This is a genomic window from Mycobacterium sp. IS-3022 (genome assembly GCF_001500065.1).
Lineage (GTDB): Bacteria > Actinomycetota > Actinomycetes > Mycobacteriales > Mycobacteriaceae > Mycobacterium.
This window is the reverse complement of the sequence record NZ_LQIN01000011.1, coordinates 1-22,146: the sequence shown is the minus strand read 5'-3', so window position 1 is coordinate 22,146 and position 22,146 is coordinate 1. Positions and strand designations below refer to the sequence as shown.

Here is a 22,146-nt window from a genome sequence, read left to right as displayed (position 1 = left end):
CATGGCAGACCCGAGCGCCGGACCTCTCGACGTCCCGATCCGGGATGCCTCGATCCGGCTCGGTCAGTTCCTCAAGTTGGCCGGCCTCATCGATTCCGGTGCCGACGCCAAGTCGGTGATCGCCGACGGGTTCGTCACCGTCAACGGCGAGGTCGAACGCCGACGAGGCAGGCAGCTTCGCCCCGACGATGTCGTGGTGTTCGCCGGCCGTGGGGCCCGGGTCGTCACCTGACGCGCCGCAGCGCCGCGTCGAGTACTGCGAAGGCAAGCGGGCCCGTCACACCTTCGCGATCGCCACCCGCACACCGTCACCGATCTCCGTGCCGTCGGCAGGCTCGCCGAATTCGAAATTCGTGGCAAGGATCTCGCGGGCGATCAGCTCGCGGTGCGCGCGGGCCCACCCGTCCCGCGCCCGTGGTACCGAGATCACCACCGAGATCCGATCGGACACGTCGAGACCCGTGGACTTGCGCAGATCCTGAAGCTCGCGGATCAGATCGCGCGCCCAGCCCTCGGCTTCCAGCTCCTCGGTCACCGTGCCGTCGAGCACCACGAGGCCGGCCCCGTCGGGCAGCGCCGCGGTCCACTCGGGATCGGCGGCCGCCAGCCGCGAGCTGTACTCCTCGGGTTGCAGTACCGCGGGGCCCGCGGTCAATGTGCCGTCGTCGTTGACGACGGCCTCCCCCGACTTGACGGCCTTGATCGCGGCCTGCACGTCCTTGCCGAGCCGCGGCCCCGCCACTTTGGCGTTGACCGTCAGCTCGAAGCGACCGTAGGCGGCGATGTCGTCGGTCAGCTCGACCGCCCTGACGTTGAGCTCGTCGGCGATCAGGTCGCGGTACGGATCGAGCCGCAGTGGACTGTTCACGGCCACAGTCAGTTTCGGCAGCGGCAGCCGCACCCGCAGCTTCTTGGCCTTGCGCAGCGACGAGCCCGTCGAGGCAACCTCGCGCACCAGGTCCATGTCGGCCACCAATTCGGCGTCCTTCGGCAGCAGGTCGGCCTCGGGCCAGTCGGTCAGATGCACGGACCGTTCCCCCGTCACACCGCGCCAGATCACCTCGGTGATCAACGGCAGCAGTGGAGCGGCCAGCCTGCCCGTCACCTCCAGCACCGTGTGCAACGTGTCGATCGCGTCGGGATCCTCCTCCCAGAACCGCGAACGGGACCGTCGCACATACCAATTGGTCAGCGCCTCGGTGAACTGCCGCAGCTGGTCGCATGCGCCGGCGATGTCGCACACGTCGAGCGACGCGGTCAGGTCGTCGCGCAGCGCGGCCAGCTTCGCCAAGATGTAGCGGTCCAGCACATGGGTCGAGTCCGTGCGCCAGGTGCCCTTCTTCGGTGCGTAGAGCGCCAGGAAGGTGTAGGTGTTCCACAGCGGCAGCAGCACCTGCCGCACCCCTTCGCGGATGCCCTGCTCGGTGACGATCAGGTTGCCGCCGCGCAGGATCGGCGAGGCCATCAGGAACCAGCGCATCGCGTCTGAGCCGTCGCGGTCGAACACCTCGGTGACGTCCGGATAATTGCGAAGCGACTTGCTCATCTTCTGACCGTCGTTACCGAGCACGATGCCATGTGCCACACAGGTTTTGAACGCCGGCTTGTCGAACAGCGCGGTGGCCAGGATGTGCAGCGTGTAAAACCAGCCGCGGGTCTGACCGATGTACTCCACGATGAAGTCACCGGGGAAGTGCGCCTCTTCGCCGGCCTCACTTCCGCTGCCGCTCACCCCGTCGAACCACTTCTGGTTCTCGAACGGGTAGTGCACCTGCGCGTACGGCATGGAACCGGAGTCGAACCACACGTCGAGCACGTCCTCGATGCGCCGCATCGTCGACTTTCCGGTGGGGTCGTCGGGGTTGGGCCGGGTCAGCTCGTCGATGTAGGGCCGGTGCAGGTTCGTGGGCCGGACCCCGAAGTCGCGTTCCAGCTCGTCGAGGCTGCCGTACACGTCGATGCGGGGATACGCCGGGTCGTCGGACTTCCACACCGGGATCGGGGTGCCCCAGTACCGGTTTCGGGAGATCGACCAGTCCCGGGCGCCGGCCAGCCACTTGCCGAACTGGCCGTCCTTCACGTGCTCGGGGTACCAGGTGATCTGCTGGTTGAGCTCGACCATGCGGTCGCGGAACTCCGTCACCTTGATGAACCACGACGACACCGCCCGGTAGATCAACGGATTCCGGCACCGCCAGCAGTGCGGATACGAGTGCTCGTAGGTCTCGTGGCGCAGCAGCACCGCGCCGTTGACGGCCACCGGGCCGGCGCCGTTCTTCAGGTCGCGGATGATCTGCGGGTTGGCGTCGAAGACGTGATGTCCCGCGTAGTCGGGCACGGTCGCGTCGAACCTTCCCTTCGAGTCGACCGGCGTGACGGCCTCGATGCCCGCGGCCTGGGCGGTGAGCATGTCGTCCTCGCCGTACGCGGGCGACATGTGCACGATGCCGGTTCCGTCCTCGGTGCTGACGAAGTCGGCGGACAGCACGCGAAATGAGTTGGGGGCGTCCATGAAATACGGGAACGGCGGAAGATAGCGCGTCTCGAGCAGGTCGCGTCCGGAGTACGTGCCGAGCACCTCCGGCTCCTCACCGAGCTCGCGCGCGTAAGCAGGAACCCGCGCCTCGGCAAGCACATAGCGCCGCCCGTCAGGCGCCCGCACCTGGACATAGGTGACGTCGGGATTGACCGCGACGGCCTGGTTCGACGGCAACGTCCACGGCGTCGTGGTCCAGATCAGCAGGTGAGCCCCCGCCAAGGGGCCGCCGGCGACCGTGAAGCCCACGGTGATCGCGGGGTCCTGCCGGCTCTGGTAGACGTCGTCGTCCATCCGCAGCTCATGGCTGGACAGCGGCGTCTCGTCGTTCCAGCAGTACGGCAACACCCGGTTGCCCTCGTAGGCCAGCCCCTTGTCCCAGAGCTGCTTGAACGCCCAGATCACCGACTCCATGTAGCCGAGATCCAATGTCTTGTAGTCGTTTTCGAAGTCGACCCAGCGGGCTTGGCGAGTCACGTAAGCCTGCCACTCGTTGGTGTACCTGAGCACCGAGGCGCGGCAGGCATCGTTGAACTTCTCGATGCCCATCTCCTCGATCTGCGCCTTGTCGGTGATGCCGAGCTGGCGCTGCACCTCGAGTTCGGCGGGCAGGCCATGGGTGTCCCAGCCGAACCGGCGCTCCACCTTGTAACCGCGCATGGTGCGATACCGCGGCACGATGTCCTTGACGTAACCGGTGAGCAGATGCCCGTAGTGCGGCAGGCCGTTGGCGAACGGCGGACCGTCGTAGAACACGTACTCGGGGGCATCGTCGCGGCGCGCGATGCTGGCGTGGAAGGTGTCATCGGCGTCCCAGTACCGCAAGACCTCGAGCTCGAGTGCGGGGAACTTGGGTGCGCCGGCCGCCGGCCTGGGATAAGCGGTCACTGATGGTCTCCCTGTGCCAAATTGAGGCCTCCGGCCTCGGAAGCCAATCCTCACGGCACGGGGACGACGTCGCGCTGCTGCGCGGGCGCCGCGGTACCACCCCGCTTGCGCACGCCATCACGGGGAAGACGTGCGCCGCTCTAGTTCGGGCGATGACGGGCCCACCCGTTCGGGTCTACTGAGCATCGACGGATCACGTCGAGCGGTTCTTCCGAAGGCTCCCCGGTGATTGCCGGATCGGTGCCGTTGAGATCGATCCTACCGAGGGCCGCAAACGACGGCGCCGACGGCGCGATTGATTACTGCAGCGGGAGCGCGTCCGAGGTCATCTCGATGAGCGCGAGGCGGAACTGCTCGCTGAGCTCCTCGACCGTGTAGGTCTCGAAGCGGCTCGTGTCGAACCACCAGTCGATGTGCACGTCACCGTCGGCCCGGTACACCCGCACCTCGAGCGCATGGCCGAGACCGGGCGGGGTTTCTTGGACCGGGGTCTGCTCGGATGCCTGGCCGATGTAGTTGAAGTACACGTCGGACGGCTCGGCGGCGACGTGCTCCGAGGCGGCGGCCAGCGTGTGGTGCACGGTTGCCAGCACCTCGGTGGCGCTGGCCTGCTGCAGGGTCGCGCACACCATGGGCACCGCGTCGAGCAGGGCGCCGCGCTCGCTGGCGATGTCGACCGGCACCACGCCGTCGCCGAGTGTGCGCGCCACCGTCCTGGTCAGGGCCGCCAACAGGATCTCGTCGGCCGGCAGGCCGAGCCATTCGCCTGCGCCATCGAGCTCTGCCGTCAACTCAGCACTGGGCGGAGTCGACAGCTTCGCCATGGTCGCCGATCGGGTTGTATCGGCGAGGTGGTCCGTCACGCGAACCGTTGCATGAGCAAATACGCCGAACGGGTGGAGAACCTCAGATGTCGGCGCAGCCGGATAAGGGGCAACCATGAAAACAAAGATAGCTCAGCTGTCCCAAATTTGGGAGACGCATCCCAAAACCGTGACGCCAGTGTCAATAAAGGCACGACTGGCCGATTTGCGGGTGCCATCGCTCATCGCGGGAACTTACGTTAGAGTAAGTGGATGCCACGGACCGACGAGAACGGCAGACAGCTAAAAGCTCTGCTGGACTATCTCCTCGACGGAGATGTCGAGGCGAAGGACATCTACGACGCTCTCGGCACATCGAGCAGCACCTACTACCGTCGCATCAAAGAAGCCGACTACCCCGATGCAGAGGAATTGCGCCGGGTGGCCGATCGGTTCGGCCTCAGCTACCCCGACCTCCAGGTCCGGTTCGGGCTGATGACCAGGCAGGAAGTCATGCGCTACGTCGAATCGCTTTCGGCGTCGGGCAGTTCGCCGACCGCGCTGCGGGAGGCGATCCGGACGCGCACCCGCGCACCGAAGCTCTCGGAGCTGAGGCCGCGCAGTGACGCTCCACCCCTATAGCCGTACAATTTGCCGAGTACCACAGCGGCCCGAAGGCAACGTCCATGGCTTTGGCGACACTCATCGCGATAACGCTTTGCTGTATCGCGTGGAGTCTGTGGATTCGCCGTGTCACCTGGTCATCTCGCTGGGAGGTCGCGGCTACCCTCAACATCGCACTGCAAGGCACGGCGGTGCTGCTCATGTCGCCCTGGGCGTCGGAGACGCTCGGTGTCGCGCTGCACGCGCTGACCGGTAAATGGAACGTCGAGGACTTCATCGGCCACGACTGCTACATCGTCGCCGCGTCCGCTGTCGTCTACAACGCGCTGGGTCGGCTGCAGGACGACCATTTGCTGCAGCGGTCGTTCCGGCAGTACGTGGAGTTGCCTGCCACGCTCTGCATCCCGCTGCTGCTGGTCACCTTCTCCCTCGGTAACGGCGCGCGGATCTACAAGCCGGACTTCTTCCAGGTGCCCACCGACTTCTGGCTCAACATGTACTGGCTGGTCCTCTGCGGCATCCTCATCTATCTCCTGGGTTACGGCAGCCGGGCCCTGTTGGTGCTGCGCAGGGATCCGCGGTCACGCAAGATCGCCAACGTCTACCTGATCTCGTCGGCCGCGGGCATCGCCGCATGCGTCGTCCGGTTGCTCACCGCCTACATTCCCGCACTGCAGCAGCTCGACGGAGGAACGACCCTGGTGTGGGTGTTCGCGTGCATGTGTGGCGCCGGCTTCGCGCTGACCTCGGCGGAGTCCTGGCGGCAGAAGACCAGGTGGTTCAGCAGCGCCCCGCTGACCGACCGCTGATAGGCAATGAGTAGTCACTGGACGGATCCTCGATGAAGGTCCGGTTCGGAGGAGGCTGCTCATGTCGGTGTTGGATGTTGCCCTTGATCCGTCGATGGTGATCGTCGCTGTCGATCCAGGCAAGGCCTTCAATCGCGTGTGGATCAGTAATGGAACTGGTCTGCTCGCTGAGCCGGTGTCGTTGCCGGTCTCTCGTGAAGGTATCGCCCAGCTTGAGCTGGCACTGAACAAGCACCGCCCGGCCGCGCCTGTGATTGCGATCGAGGCCACGGGGAGCTTACATCGACCGTGGGTCGCCGAACTGGAACGCCGCCGTCCTGGTGCGACTGTTCGCTCCATCAGAGACGAAATCGGCACGGATGCAACTGGGTTCGGGCAGGTCAAGACCGACGACCGTGACTGCGCCGCATTGACGGCGCAACTTAGCTTGCCGCCCGCTCGCTCTGGGCCGCCATCACGGCGCACACGAACGCCTGCCGCACACGGCGACTAATCAGCCTGCCGGAACACGACGGCCCAGCCCCCACGTGACGCACTGACCATCGCGCGAAAGCCGAGCATCCCGCCCGGACGATCAACCACGCCCAAAATCACACTTGACCAACCATGCGAAAGCTAACCGGCGACCGAGCGCGACACCCCGCAGAACGGCGCCCCCAGGTCGGGCACCGGTTGGTAGCCACGCCTGCGCGCCCGTGCCGCATCGCGCCGGATCAACGCCTGCAAGCCCGCGAACGCCGCCTGGTCGAGCACCATTCGCGTCAACAGCCGGTTGTGGACGAAACCGAACGACAACCCGCTCGTCGGATCGGCCCAGCCGACCGACCCGGCCAAGCCGGCATGGCCGAAGCCGGGCATGAATCCCGGCGGGACCGGCAGCGAGTGGTACCCGAGATTGAAACTCATCGGCACGAAGATGTTTCGGTCCGGCCAGTAGCTCGGCCTGCCGGTGAGCGCCGCGACGCGCTCTTCGGACAGGAACTGTTTGCCCGCAATACGGCCGCCGTTGGCGATTGCGCCGTACATCTTGGCCAGGCTGCGCGCGGTCGCGACCCCGTTGGCCGCCGGGATCTCGGCGTCCAGGAACGGGGTGTCGCCCTGGACGACGGCCTTCATCCCGGGAAAGTACATCGAGCCGAACATCCCGGAAACGCCGAGCGCCGCCACCCGCGGGGCGATGAAGTTGAAAACGGGATTGGCGAACGTGCCCTGTGGCGCGAGGATCTGCGCCGCGCGGGTCGGCGCGTCGACGGGCGGGCGGCCCAGGTGCAGTCCGTCGGTGTCGAGCGGTTCGGCGAGTTCTTCGCGGATCAGGTCGCGCATGCCTTTGCCGGTGACCGCGCGGCCGAGGCCGGACATCAGCCAGCCGTAGGTGAGCGCATGGTAGGCCTGATGGCCGAACAGCAGTTTGTTGACCGGAGCGGACGCGACTCGTTGCTCCATCACGCGGTGGTCGAGCAACTCGGCCTTGGTGCAGCCGTTGAGATGAGACAACCCGGCCCGGTGCTGCATCATGTCGCGCACCGTGATCCGGCTCTTGCCCTTGACGCCGAACTCGGGCCAGTACTCGGCGACCGGGCTGTCGTAGTCGATCAGGCCGCGGTCGGCCAGGCGGTGGATGACCGTCGACGCCAAACCCTTGGTGACCGAGAAAACCATCGCGCCGGTGTCGGCGTTCCAGTGCTGGGTGCCGCGGCGATCCGAGTAGCCGGTCCACACGTCGACGACGGGTTCCCCGTGCAGGTATATCGACAGCGCGCCGCCGCCGTAGCGGCGGCCGGGAAACAGCCGGGCGAAGCCGCGCACGGTGCACCCGAAGTTCGAATCAGCTGCGCCCTGGACACCGTGCGGAAGCGCTGCGCTGAGCTCCCGGCTCTTGACACCCGTCACAATGTATTGAATTTACTCGTAACCCCGGCTAATAAACCTCGTGTTACCTATTCGTTAGGTTCGCCCATGTCAGAGGCGTCGAGCAGCCGTTGGGCAGCAAGCGCGGGAGTCAATTCGCCGTCGCGGACCTGCCGTTCGATCTCGCCGCGGACCTCCTTGACCTTCGGGTTGGACAGCACCCGGTCAAGGACCGCGTCGCGCACCATCGACCATGTCCACTCGACCTGTTGAGTGCGGCGGCGACTTTCGAACTCCCCTGCCTCGGTCAGCACCTCGCGATGTCTGAGCACGGTCGCCCACAACTCCTCCAGGCCTGCCCCTTCCAGCGCGCTCATCGTGAGAACCGGTGGGCGCCAAAGCGTTTCACGGGGATAGATGAGGCGGATGGCGCCGGCGAGCTCACGGGCGGCCCTCTTGGCCTCGATCGCGTGCTCACCGTCGGCTTTGTTGACCACCACGATGTCAGCGAGTTCGAGCACGCCCTTCTTGATTCCCTGCAATTGGTCACCGGTGCGCGCCAGCGTGAGGAACACGAAGGTGTCGACCATGTTGGCCACCGTCACCTCGGATTGTCCGACGCCGACGGTTTCGACCAGGACCACGTCGAAACCCGCGGCTTCGAGCAGCACGATCGTCTCCCGGGTGGCCTTGGCGACGCCGCCCAGCGTGCCCGAGGTCGGTGACGGGCGGATGTAGGCGTCGGGATGCACCGCCAGTCGGGCCATCCGGGTCTTGTCACCGAGGATCGAGCCGCGGGTGCGGGTCGAGGACGGGTCGACCGCCAGGACCGCGACCCGGTGCCCCTGGTCGATCAGGTACATGCCGAGCGCTTCGATCGTCGTCGACTTTCCCACGCCCGGCACCCCGGTGATCCCGACGCGCATCGCCTTGCCCGCATGGGCGGTCAGTTTCAGCAGCAGTTCCTGTGCCTGCTCGCGGTGGTCGACGCGGGTCGACTCGACCAGGGTGATGGCCCTCGCCAGGGCGGCGCGGTCACCGTCCGCCACGGCGGTCGCGAGGTCGGCGATCGGCTCGGCCATCTATTCGAGGCGGTAACCGAGTCGCTCGGCCAGCTTGTGCAGCAGGCCGATTGCGGCTTCGGCGATCACCGTGCCGGGCGGGAAGATCGCGGTCGCGCCCGCGGCGTGGAGCTCGTCGAAGTCACCCGGCGGGATGACGCCGCCGACCACGATCATGATGTCGGGCCTGCCGACCTCCGCGAGCGCGTCGCGCAGCGCGGGCACCAGGGTCAGATGCCCGGCCGCAAGCGATGAGACACCGACGACATGGACGTCGTTGTCGGCCGCCTGCCGCGCGACCTCATCCGGCGTGGAGAACAGCGAGCCGACATCGACGTCGAAGCCGATATCGGCGAACGCGGTCGCGATCACCTTCTGCCCGCGGTCGTGACCGTCCTGGCCCATCTTCGCAATGAGGATGCGGGGCTGGCGGCCGTCGGCCTCGGCGAACTTCTGCACGAGGTCGGTCGCTTGAGTGATGTTGCTGACCCCTCTGCCCCCCATCTCGTCGCGGTAGACGCCGGCGATCGTACGGATCTCCGCGACGTGGCGCCCGTAAACCCGCTCCAGCGCATCGGAGATCTCGCCGACGGTGGCTTTGGCCCGCGCGGCATTGATGGCCAGCGCCAGCAGGTTGTTGCCGAGCCCGTCCACACCGGCGGGCTCGCGGGTGCCCGCGGCCCGGCTCAGGTCGGCGAGCGCCGCGTCGACAGCGGCCTGATCGCGGTCGGCGCGCAGCTGTTCGAGTTTGGCGAGCTGCTCGGCGCGCACCCGGCTGTTCTCGACCTTGAGCACCTCGATCTCGTGGTCCTCGTCCACCTGGTACTTGTTGACGCCGATCACGGTCTGTTGCCCTGAGTCGATACGGGCCTGCGTGCGCGCCGCCGCCTCCTCGATGCGCAGCTTCGGGATGCCGTCGGAAATCGCCTGGGCCATACCGCCGTGCTCGACGACCTCGCCGATGTGCATCCGCGCCGCGGTCGCCAGTTGGTGGGTCAGCCATTCGACGTAGTACGAGCCACCCCACGGGTCGATCGGCCGGGTGGTGCCCGACTCCTGCTGCAGCACCAACTGGGTGTTGCGCGCGATCCGCGCCGAGAAGTCGGTCGGCAGCGCCAGCGCCTCGTCGAGCGCGTTGGTGTGCAGTGACTGCGTGTGCCCCTGCGTCGCGGCCATCGCCTCGATGCAGGTGCGCGCGACGTTGTTGAAGGGGTCCTGCGCAGTCAGCGACCAACCCGACGTCTGCGAATGGGTGCGTAACGACAGGGATTTGGAGCTCTTCGGATTGAACTCGGCGACCAACTCGCTCCACAGCAGCCGGCCGGCCCGCAGCTTGGCGACCTCCATGAAGAAATTCATGCCGATGCCCCAGAAGAACGACAGCCGCGGCGCGAACTTGTCGACGTCGAGCCCGGCGTCCAGACCCGCCTTGATGTACTCGACACCGTCGGCGAGCGTGTAGGCCAGCTCGAGATCGGCTGTGGCACCGGCTTCCTGGATGTGGTAGCCGGAGATCGAAATGGAGTTGAACTTCGGCATCTTTGCGCTGGTGTAGCCGAAGATGTCGGAGATGATCCGCATCGACGCCTGCGGCGGGTAGATGTAGGTGTTGCGGACCATGAACTCTTTGAGGATGTCGTTCTGGATGGTTCCGGCCAGCTTCTCCGGCGGCACCCCCTGCTCCTCGGCGGCGACCACATACAGCGCCAGGATCGGCAGCACCGCACCGTTCATCGTCATCGAAACCGACACCGTCGACAGGTCTATGCCGTCGAACAGCTGGCGCATGTCGAGGATGGAATCGATTGCCACCCCGGCCATTCCGACGTCACCCTGGACCCGCGGGTGGTCGGAGTCGTAGCCGCGATGGGTGGCCAGGTCGAACGCCACCGAGAGGCCCTTCTGGCCGGCGGCGAGGTTGCGCCGGTAAAAGGCGTTGGACTCCGCGGCGGTGGAGAAGCCCGCGTACTGTCGGATGGTCCACGGCTGGTTGACGTACATCGTCGGGTACGGCCCCCGCACGAACGGCGGTTCGCCCGGGAAGGTGTCGAGCGGATAGCCGGCCGCGACCGCCGCGTCCCGGTCGGCGGCGATGTAGACCGGCTTGACGTCGATGCCCTCCGGTGTCACCCAATCCACCTGGCCTACGCTGTATCCGTGTGCGGCGGCTGCCGATTCGACATGGGCGGCGACGGCGGCCTCGGTCGGCGCCTCGACGGTGCGCTCTCCATTCAACGGGACGTCGGCGAAGCTGCCGATGTCCTTTCCGATCCCCGCGGTGGCGGTCACCTCAGGCCCCCAATCTGGTGAGCAGGTCCGACAGTGTGCCGACCGCATCGATTTTCGCGGTCAGATAGCCGTCTGGTTTCGAATCCGCTTGTGCCACAGCCTTCTCCGGTCCGGCAAGCAGAACATGCGAGGCGCCGGCCGCACGGGCGGCGTCGACGGCCGCGGAGGCTTCCGTCGCGTAGCGCGCGTCGGTGCCGCAGATCACCGCGATCGCGGGTGTGCCGTCGGCCGTCTCGGTCACCGCCTCGATGCCTCCCGACGCGAGCAGGTTCGTCGCGAACGTGGTGCGGATGTTGTGTTCGGCGAGCGGACCGAGCGGCAGCAGCAGCACCTTCGGCCTCGCGCCGGTCTTTTCGAGGAAGGCGTCCGACCGGTCCCGCAGCGCCTCGAAGCCGGCCGCGTAGCGCTGCACCCCCGCCAGCGGATCTCCTTGCGGAAGAGCAGGTTCGGCGATATCGGGGAACTCGTTCACGCCGGTGAGCGAGGTGCGCCGGTGGGCTATGTCGTCGGCTCTCCTGGCCGCGACGTCGGCGATCTGGCCGGCGATGTAGTCGGCGGCGTCACCGAAACCGCCGCGGGACTCGATGTCCTGGAAGTGCTTCCAGGCCTGCACGGCGAGCTGCTCGGTGAGGTCCTCGACATGCCAGGAACCCGCCGCGGGGTCGAGCACGCGGCCCAGATGTGACTCCTCGAGCAGCAGCAGCTGGGTGTTGCGGGCGATCCGGCGCGCGAAGCTCGGGGCGGTGCCCGGGAAGCCACCGGCGATCGCGACGTCGAACGGGTGCACCTGGACGGTGTCCGCGCCGCCGATGCCCGCCGAGAAGGCGGCCAGCGTGGTGCGCAGCATGTTCACCCAGGGATCGCGTTTGGCCATCATCGGCAGCGAGGTCACGGCGTGCAAAGTCGCGGCCCCGTGCTCCGGCGCCCCGACCACCTCGGCCACCCGGGCCCACAGCCGGCGCGCCGCCCGTAGCTTCGCGATCGTCATGAACTGATCGTCATCGGCGGCGACACGGAAGCTGAGCTGGCGCAGGGCTTCCGGGACCGCCATGCCGCTTCGGCCCAGCAGCCGCAGGTAGCTGACCCCGGCGGCGACCATGCCCGCCAGCTCCCAGGACGCGTTGGCGCCGAGATTGTGGAATGCGGGACCGTCGACGGTGATGGCGCGAACGTGCCCGCCGAAGGCGTCCAGCTTTGCCGCGGTCGCCACCACGTCGCCGACGTCGGCCGCCTGCTGCCCGCTCAACGGGGCGGTCAGCGGGTCGGCGCCGAAGTCGACCGACAGGCGGGACCGCTGGTCGGCGTCGAGATCGCCCAGCAAGCCGAGCACCGCATCGGCCGCGGAAATGTAATCCGGCCCGGCGATCTCGAAGAGCACCGGAACGAGATCGAGGTAGACCCCGTCGAACAGCCGGTCCAGTTCGGTCGCCGACACACCCGCCGGAGCGCCGACGCGGATGACGAGCGCGCTGACGCCTTCGGTCAGACCGAGCAATATGGCGCCGTTGTGTTCGGTCAGGCTGCCGGAACCGTTCGCCGGGAACGCCTCTGCCACCTTCCACCCCGTCTTGACGTCGCGCAGCGCGTCACCACCACGCACGAACGGCCACTGGCCGGGCAGCGGCGGTTCGGGCAGCGCGTCCAGGCTGGTGTAGAGGGGACGGATCGCGAAGCCGTCGTAGGTCGGCGAATCCAGTAGGCGCTCGGGTTCGGCGGGCAGATCGGCGGGATCCCGTCGGGTGCTTTTTGCCAGCACCCCGGCAACCGCTGAGCGCCAACGCTCTCGATCGGCCTCGACCGCAGTGGGTTTCTGCACGATCATCAGGCTAAATGATCGCCATCACACCGGCGTTGGCCGGGCAGCCGACTCAGGCGCTCGCCGACAGGTGACCGCAGCCGTCGTTCCGTAGTCTTAGTAGGCGTGAACACCGTCGTCAGCACCGTGCGCGCGGTCCGCGGCGCGGTGGTCGCGACGCTTTCGGGCGTCTCGCGCGTGCGCCTGGCAGGGTCTCTGGTGGGCATTGTGATTCTCGTCGCAGTCGCGTTGCTGGTGCCGCTGCCGACCGCCGTCGAGTTGCGCGACTGGGCGACGTCGGTCGGGCCGTGGTTCCCGTTGGCGTTCCTGGCCGCCCACATCGTGGTGACGGTGTTCCCGTTCCCGCGCACCGCCTTCACGCTTGCCGCGGGCCTGTTGTTCGGACCCCTGCTCGGCATCCCGCTGGCCGTGACGTCCGCGACGGTCAGCGCGGTGCTGGCGCTGCTGCTGGTGCGCGCCGTCGGCCTGCACCTGAACCGGTTGGTGCGCCACCCGCGGGTCCAGTCGCTGGACGCGCGGCTGCGTGAACGTGGCTGGCCGACTGTGCTTTCGATGCGGCTGATCCCCGCCGTGCCGTTCTCCGTGCTCAACTACGCCGCGGGCGCATCATCGGTGCGTGTGCTGCCGTACTCGCTGGCCACGCTCGCGGGCCTGCTGCCCGGCACCGCGGCGGTGGTGATCCTCGGCGACGCGCTCACCGGCAACGTCAGCCCGCTGCTGGTGCTGATCTCGCTGTGCACCGCCAGTTTGGGCGTCGCGGGCCTGATCTACGAGATCCGCGTGCACCGGCGTCATCACCGCGACCGGATCGCGGAGGCCGATCAGCCCGTGCGGGTGACGAGGTAGCCCGGCGTCGCGACTGCGCAATTCGCGTGCCGCTACAGCGCCTGTGTTCCGTGCGCGGCGTTGCCCTCTTGCGCCGACTAAACATTTGTTTACAATAGTAAACATGCATTCACCTCCTTCCGACGATCGGACGGCGCGGGCGCGAATCCGTGACGAGGCGCTGCGGTTGTTCAGCCAGCGCGGTCCAGACGGGGTCACGATGCGTGACATCGCCACGGCGGCGGATGTGTCCCCGGCGCTGTTGGTGCGCCATTACGGCTCCAAGGACGGCCTGATCGATGCCGTCGACAACCACGTCGTCGGCACCCTCGAGGCGCTGCTCACCTCGGTAACGGCCCGAACCGCCGAAGTGGGCATGGGCCCGGCCGCGGTGCCGAGCATGCTCGACGGACTCGCCACCCATCTGCCGCCCGACTCGCCGATCCCCGGGTATCTGAGCCGCCTGCTCCTCGACGGCGGACCGGTTGGCGCCGCGCTCTTCGAACGACTGCACCAGATCAGCATCAGCGTGCTCGACTCGATGGTGGCCGCGGGTACCGCGAGCCCTGGCGAGGATGCCGCTGTGCGGGCTGCCTTCTTGCTGGCCAATGACTTGGCGGTGCTCACGCTTCGCAACCGGCTCACCGAGGTGCTCGGCGTGGACCCGCTCTCTGACACCGGCATGAAGCGTTGGGCCGCCGAAGTTTTCAGGATCTACCGGGGCGGGCTGGCCGGATGAGCCGAGCGCCTCGGGCGAGGAATCAAGAGAGGAAACGATGTCAGCATCCAATGTGTTCGCCAATGCCGGCGCCAGCATTCTGCGCAACCGTCGCCTCATGCGCGCCCCGATCTGGCTCTACAAGGCCCGCCTCGGGGCGATGTTCGGTCAGCGGGTGCTGATGCTCGAACACATCGGCCGCAAATCCGGACAGCGCCGCTACGTCGTGCTCGAGGTCGTCGACCATCCCACGCCCGAAACATTCGTCGTCGCTTCGGGGTTCGGCACCCGGGCCCAGTGGTTCCGCAACATCGAGGCCAACCCTGCGGTGCGCGTGTACGTAGGCAGCCGTCCGCCCGCGCCGGCCACCGCCCGAATCCTCGACCAACACGAACGCGACCGGGTGATGGCCGCCTACCGCAGCGAGCGGCCGAAGGCATGGGCACAGTTCAAGCCGGTTCTGGAACAGACGCTCGGCGAACCGATCACAGACACGAACACCCCGCTGCCATTGGTTGAACTTCGGTTGGACACGGCGCGCACATGAGCGTGTTCGACCGTGTCGTCGCCCCGGGCGCGACCCGAAACGAGATCGCGCTCAGTGTGGCCGGCGCCGCAGCCGGCGCGGTCCTGGCCGCGGCGTTGGCGTGGCATGCCGGATGGTCGCCGTTCGCCGTGGTGGTGGTCACGGTCGTCGCCGCCGACGGCTTCGGTGGCGTCGTCGTCAACGCGACCGCCTCCAACACACGCTGGTTCCACAGACCGAAACGCACCCGAGCACTCCGGATCTCCTACGTCGCCGCGCACGTGCATCCCTTCGTGCTGGCGTTGGTCGTGCCCGGCTTCAGCTGGACAGCGGCGGTCGTCATCTACGCGGCCGTGCTGACCGCCGCCGTGGCCATCACCCTCTCCCCACCGACACAACGCCCACCCGTGGCCTTCCTGTGCGCCGCGCTGTGTCTGGCGGCCGCGAGCGTGCTAGAGATCCCGACCGCCGTGTCCTGGTTTGCCCCCGTCCTGATAGTCCAGTTGTTGTTGGCTCACCTTCTTGCCCTGCCCACCGCGCAGAGACAGTCGACGCCATGAGAATCCTCATCAGCGGTGGTGGCATCGCCGGTATGACGTTGGCGTACTGGCTGCACCAGAACGGCCACTGTCCGATAGTGGTCGAGCGTGGCTCGTCGGCCCGCTCCGGCGGATACGGCATCGACTTCGGCGGCACGGGATATGACGTCGCGGCCCGGATGGGAATCGCAGAGAGCCTGGCATCACGCCAGCTACCGGTCAGCGCGGCCGAGTTCACCGACGCGGACGGCCATGTGTTCGCCTCGCTGAGCCGGGCGCTGGTGGACAGGATTTCGAGGGGTCCACACCTTGGTGTGATGCACGGGACATTGGAGGAGGTCCTCGCCGGGGTCGTCGCACCAAGAGTCGAGATCCGTTATGGCCACTGGATTGTCGGGATAGATCAGCGGCCCGCTGGCGTGGAGGTCACGTTTGCCGACGGGCATTGCGACACATTCAATCTCGTCGTGGGCGCAGACGGTGTCCATTCCCTCACCCGGGAACTCATCTTCGGATGTGATCCGGCGTTCCAGCGCCACCTGGGCTACCTGGTTGCCATCCACCCGGTCGCTGATCGCTTCGGGCTGGGCGATGTTCGCACGCACTACACCGAACCGGGACGACAACTGGTGCTCTACCCCACGGGCGAGCCCGGCGAACTGATCGCGCTGTACCTGTTCCGCTCGGAGATCACCACGCGCGTCGATCCCCGATGCCGTGCGCAACTGCTGCGTGACGTCTACGGCGGAATGCGTTGGCACACCGCGTCAGTGCTCGATCAGCTCCCCGACTTCATTTTCATGGACACGCTCACTCAGATCACCATGCCCCGCTGGTACGACCGCCGCGTGGTCCTGGTCGGCGACGCCTGCGGCGCAACCACGCCGGCCTCCGCACAGGGCGCGTCCATGGCCATGGCAGGCGGGTATCTGCTTGCCGAGACGCTGTCGTCGCATCCGAACGACCACGAGACCGCCTTCGCCGAGTACCAGAGACGACTGCGGCCCGAGGTCCGTCACCGACAGCGCACCGCCCGATGGTTCGCTCGCGGGCTGGTGCCGGCGACGAAGCCGGGCCTGGCGGCACAGCGGGTCGTCATGCGCTGTGTGATGCGCGACGCCTTCGCCGGTCTCTTGCGCCGGCAGTTCGGCGCCGACACTATCCTGTCGAGCTGATCGCCCTACAGCGAATGTGCGCCACCTTCGGTCCTGGCGGATCCCAATGACTGTGGTGGCGGCGCCGCGTTCAGGCCCGGCCCGGTCACCGGTGTCCGTGCATCGGCCTCGGCCTTGGCCACCGCCCGCGCGATCTCCGGATCGGTCTCGGTGTTGAACCAGTCGGCGACCTCGTCGTCGTCGGTCTTCGGCGGGGTGTCGTCGACCGGAGACGGGGTGTAGCGGAACACGCCGTCCTCGCCGGGTGCGCCGAGCAGCTTGGTGAAACCCTGTAGGGCAGAACCGAAGTCGCTCGGTACCAGCCACACCTTGTTCGCCTCGCCCTTGGCCATCTGCGGCAGGGTCTGCAAGTACTGGTAGGCCAGCATCTCCGGGGTCGGCCTCCCGGCCTTGATCGCCGCGAACGTCTTCTCGATCGCCTTGGCCTGGCCCTGCGCCTGCAGGTAGGCGGCGGCGCGTTCACCCTGCGCGCGCAGCATGCGCGACTGCCGGTCGGCCTCGGCGGCCAGGATCGCCGCCTGCTTGGCGCCCTCGGCCGCCAGGATCTGCGCCTGCTTCTGCCCCTCGGCCTGCTTGATCGCGGCTTCGCGCGAGCCCTCGGCGGTGAGAATCATCGCGCGCTTCTCGCGGTCGGCGCGCATCTGCTTTTCCATCGAATCCTGGATCGACGGCGGCGGGTCGATGCTGCGCAGTTCCACGCGGGCCACGCGCAGACCCCACCGGCCGGTAGCCTCGTCGAGCACGCCGCGCAGCTGGCCGTTGATCTGATCCCGTGACGTCAGCGTCTGCTCCAACGTCATACCGCCGACGACGTTGCGCAGCGTGGTCGTGGTCAGCTGTTCGACGCCGACGATGTAGTTGCTGATCTGGTACACCGCCGCTTGCGGATTGGTGACCTGGAAATAGACGACGGTGTCGATGTTGACGGTCAGGTTGTCCTCGGTGATCACCGGCTGCGGCGGGAACGACACCACCCGCTCCCGCAGGTCGACGCGCGCACGGATCCTGTCGATGAACGGCAGCAGCAACGTCAGCTGACCCGACACGGTCTTGCTGTAGCGGCCGAGCCGCTCGATGACCGCGGCCTCTGCCTGAGGTATCAGCGCGATCGACTTCGCGACGATGATGGCGGCGAACACCACCAGCACGCCGACGAGGATCAAACCTGCGACGGCACCTTCCATGACGGGTTCCTTCCCTTCGTCCGGGTTGCCCAGCGAATCCTCTATACGACCTTCTGCACGACAGCGGTGGCGCCGTCGATGTGGACGACGGTCACGTGGTCGCCCGGTTCGTAGACATCGTTCTCGTTGTAGGGCCGTGCGGTCCAGATCTCGCCGTCGAGCTTGACCTGTCCTTCGTGGCGGGCGACCCGATCGAGCACCAGCGCACTCTTGCCCTCCAGCGCCTTCGCCGGATCGGGCAGGCCGGTGCCGGCCTGGAAGTGCCTGCGCAGCGCCGGGCGTACCAGCACCAGCAGCAGGACGGACACCACCGCGAAGACGGCGCCGTGGACCCACAGGTCGTCGAAGATCAGGCTCGATCCGGCCGCTGCCAGCGCCCCGCCGCCCAGCATGAGCAGAAACAGGTCGCCGGTCAGGGCTTCGGCCCCGGCGAGCGCCAGTGCGGCGATCAACCAGATCAGCGCAGCAGGCATGACGTCACCCTATCGCGTGACCGGCCTGATGCGGGCCTAACAACTACACTGCGAACATCATGTGGTGTCCCAGTGTTTCGTTGTCGGTGTGGGCCAATGCCTGGCTTGCGGGCGCGGCCGCTCCTGACGATGTCCTCGATGCGCTATCGCTGTGGGCGCCAAAACATTCGGTCACGGCGTACGACTCCGTCGCTGCGGGCGCGACCGGGCTGCCGTGGCCCGATCTGCTCGACGCGGGCGCGATGTCGCTCCTGCAGACCTTGCGCACCGCGGCGGGTCCCGGCGCGACGGCGCCGGCGGTCAGGTTGGCGCTGCCGGTTCCCGGCGACGTGCGCGGGCTGCCCGCGGGGACGCAGTTTCAGCGCGATGCGGTGACGGCGGGTGAGGCCATCCTCGTTTCCGGCGCGGGGTCGATCGGGCTGGTACCGGATTTCGAGTACGACGAACTCGACGTCGACGACGAATTCGACCGCGAGCCGTGTGGGCTGTCGTGGACCGTGTACTCGGTACCGGCCGACGCGTCCACGGCCCCGGAGTATTTGGACCTCGGCGAGGCGGAATACGCCCTGCGTTCGGCGGTTCGGTCGGCGGCCGAGGCGCTGGGCACCTTGCGAGCCGGCGCGGCGGACATCGACGTCGAGGATCCACGCGGGCTCGTCGAGCAGGTGCTGGAATCCACGCGCGTGCACCGGTTTCCCGACCATGCACCGAGCCGGGCCCTGCGGGTGCTCGAGAACGCCGCGCACGTCGACGCGATCATCTCGGTCAGCTCCGGGCTGATCCCGATCGGGCTGCACAGCTCCGCCGAGGTGCAGATCGCCAGCGACGCGCTGCGGCCGCTGTCGACGGTGGTGCGCTCCGCGCGGATCGCCGCCGTCGACGCGATCCTGCTCTCGCCCTGGCGCAGCTAGCCGGTGCAGGCCGGCGTGCACACCACACCGTCCACCGAGTAACCCTGCAGCGGTGGCGGATCGGCGCCCGGCACTCTTGTCGGGGCGCGGCCGTCCCGTAATTCGGCGAGCAGCTCGGCGGCCACCATCGCGAGGTCGGCGTTGGGTGTCGCGGCCCGGGCGAACGCGACGCCGGCTTGCTGGGCCTGCAGGCGCAGTTCATGATCGAGGTCCCAGACCACCTCGATGTGGTCGGCGACGAAACCGATCGGGCAGATGACGACGGCCGTGGTGCCGCCCGCCGCGAGCGCCGACAGATGATCGGCCACATCGGGTTCCAGCCATGGGACCTGCGGGGGCCCCGAACGCGACTGCCACACCTGGTCATATTCCCGGTAGCCGGCCGCGGCTGCGACGAGCTTCGATGCATAGGCCACTTGCCGCTCGTAAAGGTCTGTGCCGCAACGGGACCGGGCTGCGAGCGGGATCGAGTGGGCGGTGAACACCAGGCGGGCGCCGTCGGGCACCGTCTGCGCGGCCGCGGTGACCGCATCGGCGAACATCCGCACGAACAGCGGATGGTCGAAGTACTGACGCAATTTGATCAGCTGGGGCGCCGAGTCGCCCGCCGCCCGGCGTCCCCTCGCGATGTCCTCGACGTACTGGGTGCAACTCGAGTAGCCGCCCCACGCCGACGTGGCGAACACCGCCGCGCGGCGCACCCCGTCGTCGCGCATGGCGATGACGGCGTCCTCGACGTAGGGCGTCCAGTTGCGGTTACCGAAGTACACGGGCAGGTCGGTGTAGGAGCGCAACCGCTCGATCACCGCCCGGTTGATGCCGTTGATCGGCGACACCCCACCGAAGTGCAGATAGTGCTCGGCCACAGCGGCCAACCGCTCCCGCGGGATCCCCCTGCCTCGGGTGACGTTCTCCAGGAACGGGATCACGTCCTCGGGGCGCTCCGGACCGCCGAACGAGAGCAGCAGCACGGCATCGAAAGCCGAGCAGTCCGGGTCGGCGGAACGTTCCATTCCCTACAACAGCTGCGTGCTGGCGCCGCCGTCGGCGTAGACGACGGTGCCGGTGGTGGCCGGCAGCCATTCGGAGATCAGCGCGAGCACGGTCTTGGCCACCGGCGTCGGATCCTTCATGTTCCAGCCCAGCGGTGCGCGCTGGTCCCAGCCCTCCTCGAGCAGCTTGATCTGATCGCCGGCGTCGTCGCCGAGCGCCCCGCCCACGATCGCGCTCATCGCCAGCGTCCGAATAGGGCCTGCGGCAACGAGATTCGAGCGAACCCCGTAAGGACCGGCCTCCCTGGCAACGAACCGGTTGACCGACTCGAGCGCGCTCTTGGCCACGGTCATCCAGTTGTAGGCCGGCATCGCCCTGGTGGGGTCGAAGTCCATGCCGACGATCCCGCCGCCGCGATTCATGATCGGCAGCAGCGCCTTGGCCAACGAAGCGTATGAGTAGGCCGAGATGTGAATGCCCTTCGACACGTCCTCGTAGGGCGCGTCGAAGAACGGGTTGATGCCCATCCCCGACTGCGGCATGTAACCGATCGAGTGCACCACGCCGTCGAGCTTGTTGCCCTCGCCGATCACCTCGGTCACCCGGTCGGCCAGCGTGTCGAGATGCTCGGAGTTCTGCACGTCGAGCTCCAGCAGCGGAGCCGGTTTCGGGAGCCGGTCGGCGATCCGCTGGATCAGCTTCAGCCGATCGAACCCCGTCAGCACCAGCTCGGCGCCCTCCTCCTGCGCCACCCGCGCGATGTGGAACGCGATCGAGGAGTCGGTGATGATCCCCGTGACGAGGATGCGCTTGCCTTCCAGAAACCCTGCCATGTCTGTCCTTATCCTCCTAGTGGGCCTTCTAGTGGCCCATGCCCATGCCGCCGTCGACCGGGATGACCGCACCGGCGATGTAGCTCGCGTCCTCGGACGCCAGGAAGCTGACCGCCCCGGCCACCTCCTCGGCGGTGCCGACCCGCTTGGCCGGGATGAACTCCAGGGCTCCCGCCTGGATCCGCTCATCGAGCGCGCGGGTCATCTCGGTGTCGATGTAGCCGGGGGCGACGACGTTCGCGGTGACGCCTGCCTTCGACAGCTCCCGGGAGATCGAGCGGGCCATGCCGATCAGGCCGGCCTTGGCGGCCGCATAGTTGGCCTGGTTGCCGATGCCCCACATACCCGACACCGAACCGATGAAGATGATCCGGCCGAAGCGCTTGCGCTGCATGCTGCGCGAGGCCCGCTGGGCCACCCGGAACGCCCCGGTGAGGTTGGCGTTGATGACCTCGGTGAACCGCTCCTCGGTCATCCGCATGAGGAACGCATCCTTGGAGATCCCGGCATTGGACACCAGCACCTCGACCGGACCCTGATGCTCCTCGACCTCTTTGAAAGCGCGGTCGACGGCGTCGTTGTCGGTGACGTCGCACACCACTCCGAACAGCCCCTCCGGGGCTCCGGAACCGCGGTGGGTGACGGCGACCTTGTGGCCGTCGGCGGCGAGCCGCTGAGCAATGGCCAGACCGATACCGCGGTTGCCACCGGTCACCAGCACCGAGCGGGAGACGAAAGGCGGACGGCCACCAGCCGTTTGGCCGGCGGTGTCGGCCGAATCATCGGTCACTGTCATGCCCGCCAACCTATCGTCTGGACGTCATTTCTAAGAAATCGCCTTAGTTCGACGGTCTTCAGAGCGGCAACCGACGGTTGATCAGCAGGCTCGCCACCGCCGCGACCGCAGCGACCAGCGCGCCGAGCCGCAGCCAACCGCTGGTGGCCTCGCCGCGCACGGTCTCGTAGCCGATCTGGTCCTGGAGGGTTTCGTACACCTTGTTCAGCTCGTCGAGGTTGGAGGCGGTGTAGGCGTCGCCTCCGGAAAGCTCGGCGATCTTCTTCATGCCCTCGTCGTCGACCGGCACCGGAACCCGCTCGTTGTTGACCTCGACCGACCCGTTGGGAGTGCCGAAGGAGATCGTGGAAATCGGCACACCCTGGTCCTTGGCGGCCCGCGCCGCGGTGAAGGCGCCCTTGGGGTTGTCCGGATTCGACGGGACGGTCTCCTTGCCGTCGGAGAACAGCACGATGCGCGCCGGCGGCGGTTCGTCGCCGCCACCGATCACCGCCCCGAC

Annotated in this window: 22 protein-coding genes; 10 read left to right on the top strand and 12 right to left on the bottom strand. The window is 67.5% G+C overall.

What is annotated here, in order from left to right:
- Position 1: 1 nt before the first annotated feature.
- A complete protein-coding gene (locus AU188_RS09025) occupies positions 2-232 on the top strand; it encodes an RNA-binding S4 domain-containing protein (RefSeq protein ID WP_059163401.1) in 231 nt (76 codons plus the stop codon).
- A gap of 45 nt (positions 233-277) precedes the next feature.
- Here AU188_RS09025 and ileS read toward each other — a convergent pair whose 3' ends face one another.
- Together ileS and AU188_RS09015 are read right to left on the bottom strand one after the other, a co-directional pair.
- On the bottom strand, positions 278-3,472 hold the full coding sequence (gene ileS / locus AU188_RS09020) for an isoleucine--tRNA ligase (RefSeq protein ID WP_502687598.1): 3,195 nt from the start codon (positions 3,470-3,472) through the stop codon (positions 278-280).
- A gap of 251 nt (positions 3,473-3,723) precedes the next feature.
- Positions 3,724-4,287 carry a hypothetical protein gene (locus tag AU188_RS09015; RefSeq protein WP_286137366.1) on the bottom strand — a complete coding sequence of 188 codons (564 nt, stop codon included), beginning with the start codon at positions 4,285-4,287 and terminating at the stop codon, positions 3,724-3,726.
- A gap of 213 nt (positions 4,288-4,500) precedes the next feature.
- Here AU188_RS09015 and AU188_RS09010 point away from each other — a divergent pair, with 213 nt between their 5' ends.
- The 3 genes from AU188_RS09010 (at position 4,501) to AU188_RS25275 (ending at position 6,153) form a co-directional block, all read left to right on the top strand.
- Positions 4,501-4,869 (top strand): hypothetical protein, encoded by a 369-nt coding sequence (locus tag AU188_RS09010; RefSeq protein WP_059100030.1) that lies wholly within the window; start codon positions 4,501-4,503, stop codon positions 4,867-4,869.
- Positions 4,870-4,913: 44 nt separating this feature from the next.
- The gene (locus tag AU188_RS09005) at positions 4,914-5,660 is read left to right on the top strand and encodes a hypothetical protein (RefSeq protein WP_059163398.1); all 747 of its coding nucleotides are present in this window, start codon (positions 4,914-4,916) and stop codon (positions 5,658-5,660) included.
- 61 nt (positions 5,661-5,721) lie between these two features.
- Entirely contained in the window at positions 5,722-6,153 is a 432-nt protein-coding gene (locus tag AU188_RS25275; protein ID WP_156426617.1) for a hypothetical protein, read from the top strand.
- 122 nt (positions 6,154-6,275) lie between these two features.
- Here AU188_RS25275 and lipL read toward each other — a convergent pair whose 3' ends face one another.
- From lipL to mutA, 4 genes are read right to left on the bottom strand one after another with little or no spacing between them, the layout of a single operon-like run.
- A complete protein-coding gene (gene lipL / locus AU188_RS09000; protein ID WP_059163397.1) occupies positions 6,276-7,550 on the bottom strand; it encodes an esterase/beta-lactamase LipL in 1,275 nt (424 codons plus the stop codon).
- Positions 7,551-7,597: 47 nt separating this feature from the next.
- Positions 7,598-8,590, bottom strand: coding sequence for a methylmalonyl Co-A mutase-associated GTPase MeaB (gene meaB / locus AU188_RS08995; protein WP_059163396.1), 993 nt, complete (start codon positions 8,588-8,590; stop codon positions 7,598-7,600).
- Positions 8,591-10,858, bottom strand: coding sequence for a methylmalonyl-CoA mutase (gene scpA, locus AU188_RS08990; RefSeq protein ID WP_059163395.1), 2,268 nt, complete (start codon positions 10,856-10,858; stop codon positions 8,591-8,593). It abuts the gene before it with no gap.
- 1 nt (position 10,859) lies between these two features.
- On the bottom strand, positions 10,860-12,680 hold the full coding sequence (mutA, locus tag AU188_RS08985) for a methylmalonyl-CoA mutase small subunit (protein WP_059163394.1): 1,821 nt from the start codon (positions 12,678-12,680) through the stop codon (positions 10,860-10,862).
- 99 nt (positions 12,681-12,779) lie between these two features.
- Here mutA and AU188_RS08980 point away from each other — a divergent pair, with 99 nt between their 5' ends.
- From AU188_RS08980 to AU188_RS08960, 5 genes are all read left to right on the top strand, one after another.
- Entirely contained in the window at positions 12,780-13,520 is a 741-nt protein-coding gene (locus AU188_RS08980; RefSeq protein WP_059163393.1) for a TVP38/TMEM64 family protein, read from the top strand.
- A 103-nt stretch (positions 13,521-13,623) separates the two neighbouring features.
- Positions 13,624-14,238 carry a TetR/AcrR family transcriptional regulator gene (locus AU188_RS08975; protein WP_059163392.1) on the top strand — a complete coding sequence of 205 codons (615 nt, stop codon included), beginning with the start codon at positions 13,624-13,626 and terminating at the stop codon, positions 14,236-14,238.
- Positions 14,239-14,275: 37 nt separating this feature from the next.
- Positions 14,276-14,764 (top strand): nitroreductase family deazaflavin-dependent oxidoreductase, encoded by a 489-nt coding sequence (locus AU188_RS08970; protein ID WP_059163391.1) that lies wholly within the window; start codon positions 14,276-14,278, stop codon positions 14,762-14,764.
- Positions 14,761-15,303, top strand: coding sequence for a hypothetical protein (locus tag AU188_RS08965; protein WP_059163390.1), 543 nt, complete (start codon positions 14,761-14,763; stop codon positions 15,301-15,303). Before AU188_RS08970 ends, AU188_RS08965 begins: the two co-directional genes overlap by 4 nt.
- Positions 15,300-16,457: an FAD-dependent monooxygenase gene (locus tag AU188_RS08960; protein ID WP_059163389.1), complete on the top strand. Its 1,158-nt coding sequence runs from the start codon at positions 15,300-15,302 to the stop codon at positions 16,455-16,457. The genes AU188_RS08965 and AU188_RS08960 overlap by 4 nt, the downstream gene beginning before the upstream one ends.
- A gap of 5 nt (positions 16,458-16,462) precedes the next feature.
- Here AU188_RS08960 and AU188_RS08955 read toward each other — a convergent pair whose 3' ends face one another.
- Together AU188_RS08955 and AU188_RS08950 are read right to left on the bottom strand one after the other, a co-directional pair.
- A complete protein-coding gene (locus AU188_RS08955) occupies positions 16,463-17,641 on the bottom strand; it encodes an SPFH domain-containing protein (RefSeq protein ID WP_059163388.1) in 1,179 nt (392 codons plus the stop codon).
- A gap of 41 nt (positions 17,642-17,682) precedes the next feature.
- Positions 17,683-18,114, bottom strand: a complete 432-nt coding sequence (locus tag AU188_RS08950) for an NfeD family protein (protein ID WP_059100018.1) — start codon at positions 18,112-18,114, stop codon at positions 17,683-17,685.
- A gap of 59 nt (positions 18,115-18,173) precedes the next feature.
- Between AU188_RS08950 and AU188_RS08945 the strand changes: the two genes are divergently transcribed.
- Positions 18,174-19,025, top strand: coding sequence for an Rv1486c family protein (locus AU188_RS08945; protein ID WP_059163387.1), 852 nt, complete (start codon positions 18,174-18,176; stop codon positions 19,023-19,025).
- Here AU188_RS08945 and AU188_RS08940 read toward each other — a convergent pair.
- The 4 genes from AU188_RS08940 to AU188_RS08925 form a co-directional block, all read right to left on the bottom strand.
- Entirely contained in the window at positions 19,022-20,038 is a 1,017-nt protein-coding gene (locus AU188_RS08940) for a ferrochelatase (protein ID WP_059163386.1), read from the bottom strand. The two genes, AU188_RS08945 and AU188_RS08940, sit on opposite strands and share 4 nt — an antisense overlap.
- Before the next feature lie 3 nt (positions 20,039-20,041).
- Positions 20,042-20,851, bottom strand: a complete 810-nt coding sequence (gene inhA / locus AU188_RS08935; RefSeq protein WP_059163385.1) for an NADH-dependent enoyl-ACP reductase InhA — start codon at positions 20,849-20,851, stop codon at positions 20,042-20,044.
- Positions 20,852-20,879: 28 nt separating this feature from the next.
- Entirely contained in the window at positions 20,880-21,647 is a 768-nt protein-coding gene (fabG1, locus tag AU188_RS08930; RefSeq protein ID WP_059163384.1) for a 3-oxoacyl-ACP reductase FabG1, read from the bottom strand.
- A 58-nt stretch (positions 21,648-21,705) separates the two neighbouring features.
- Positions 21,706-22,146: vWA domain-containing protein (locus AU188_RS08925; protein WP_156426615.1), on the bottom strand; the 441-nt coding region annotated here is incomplete at its 5' end.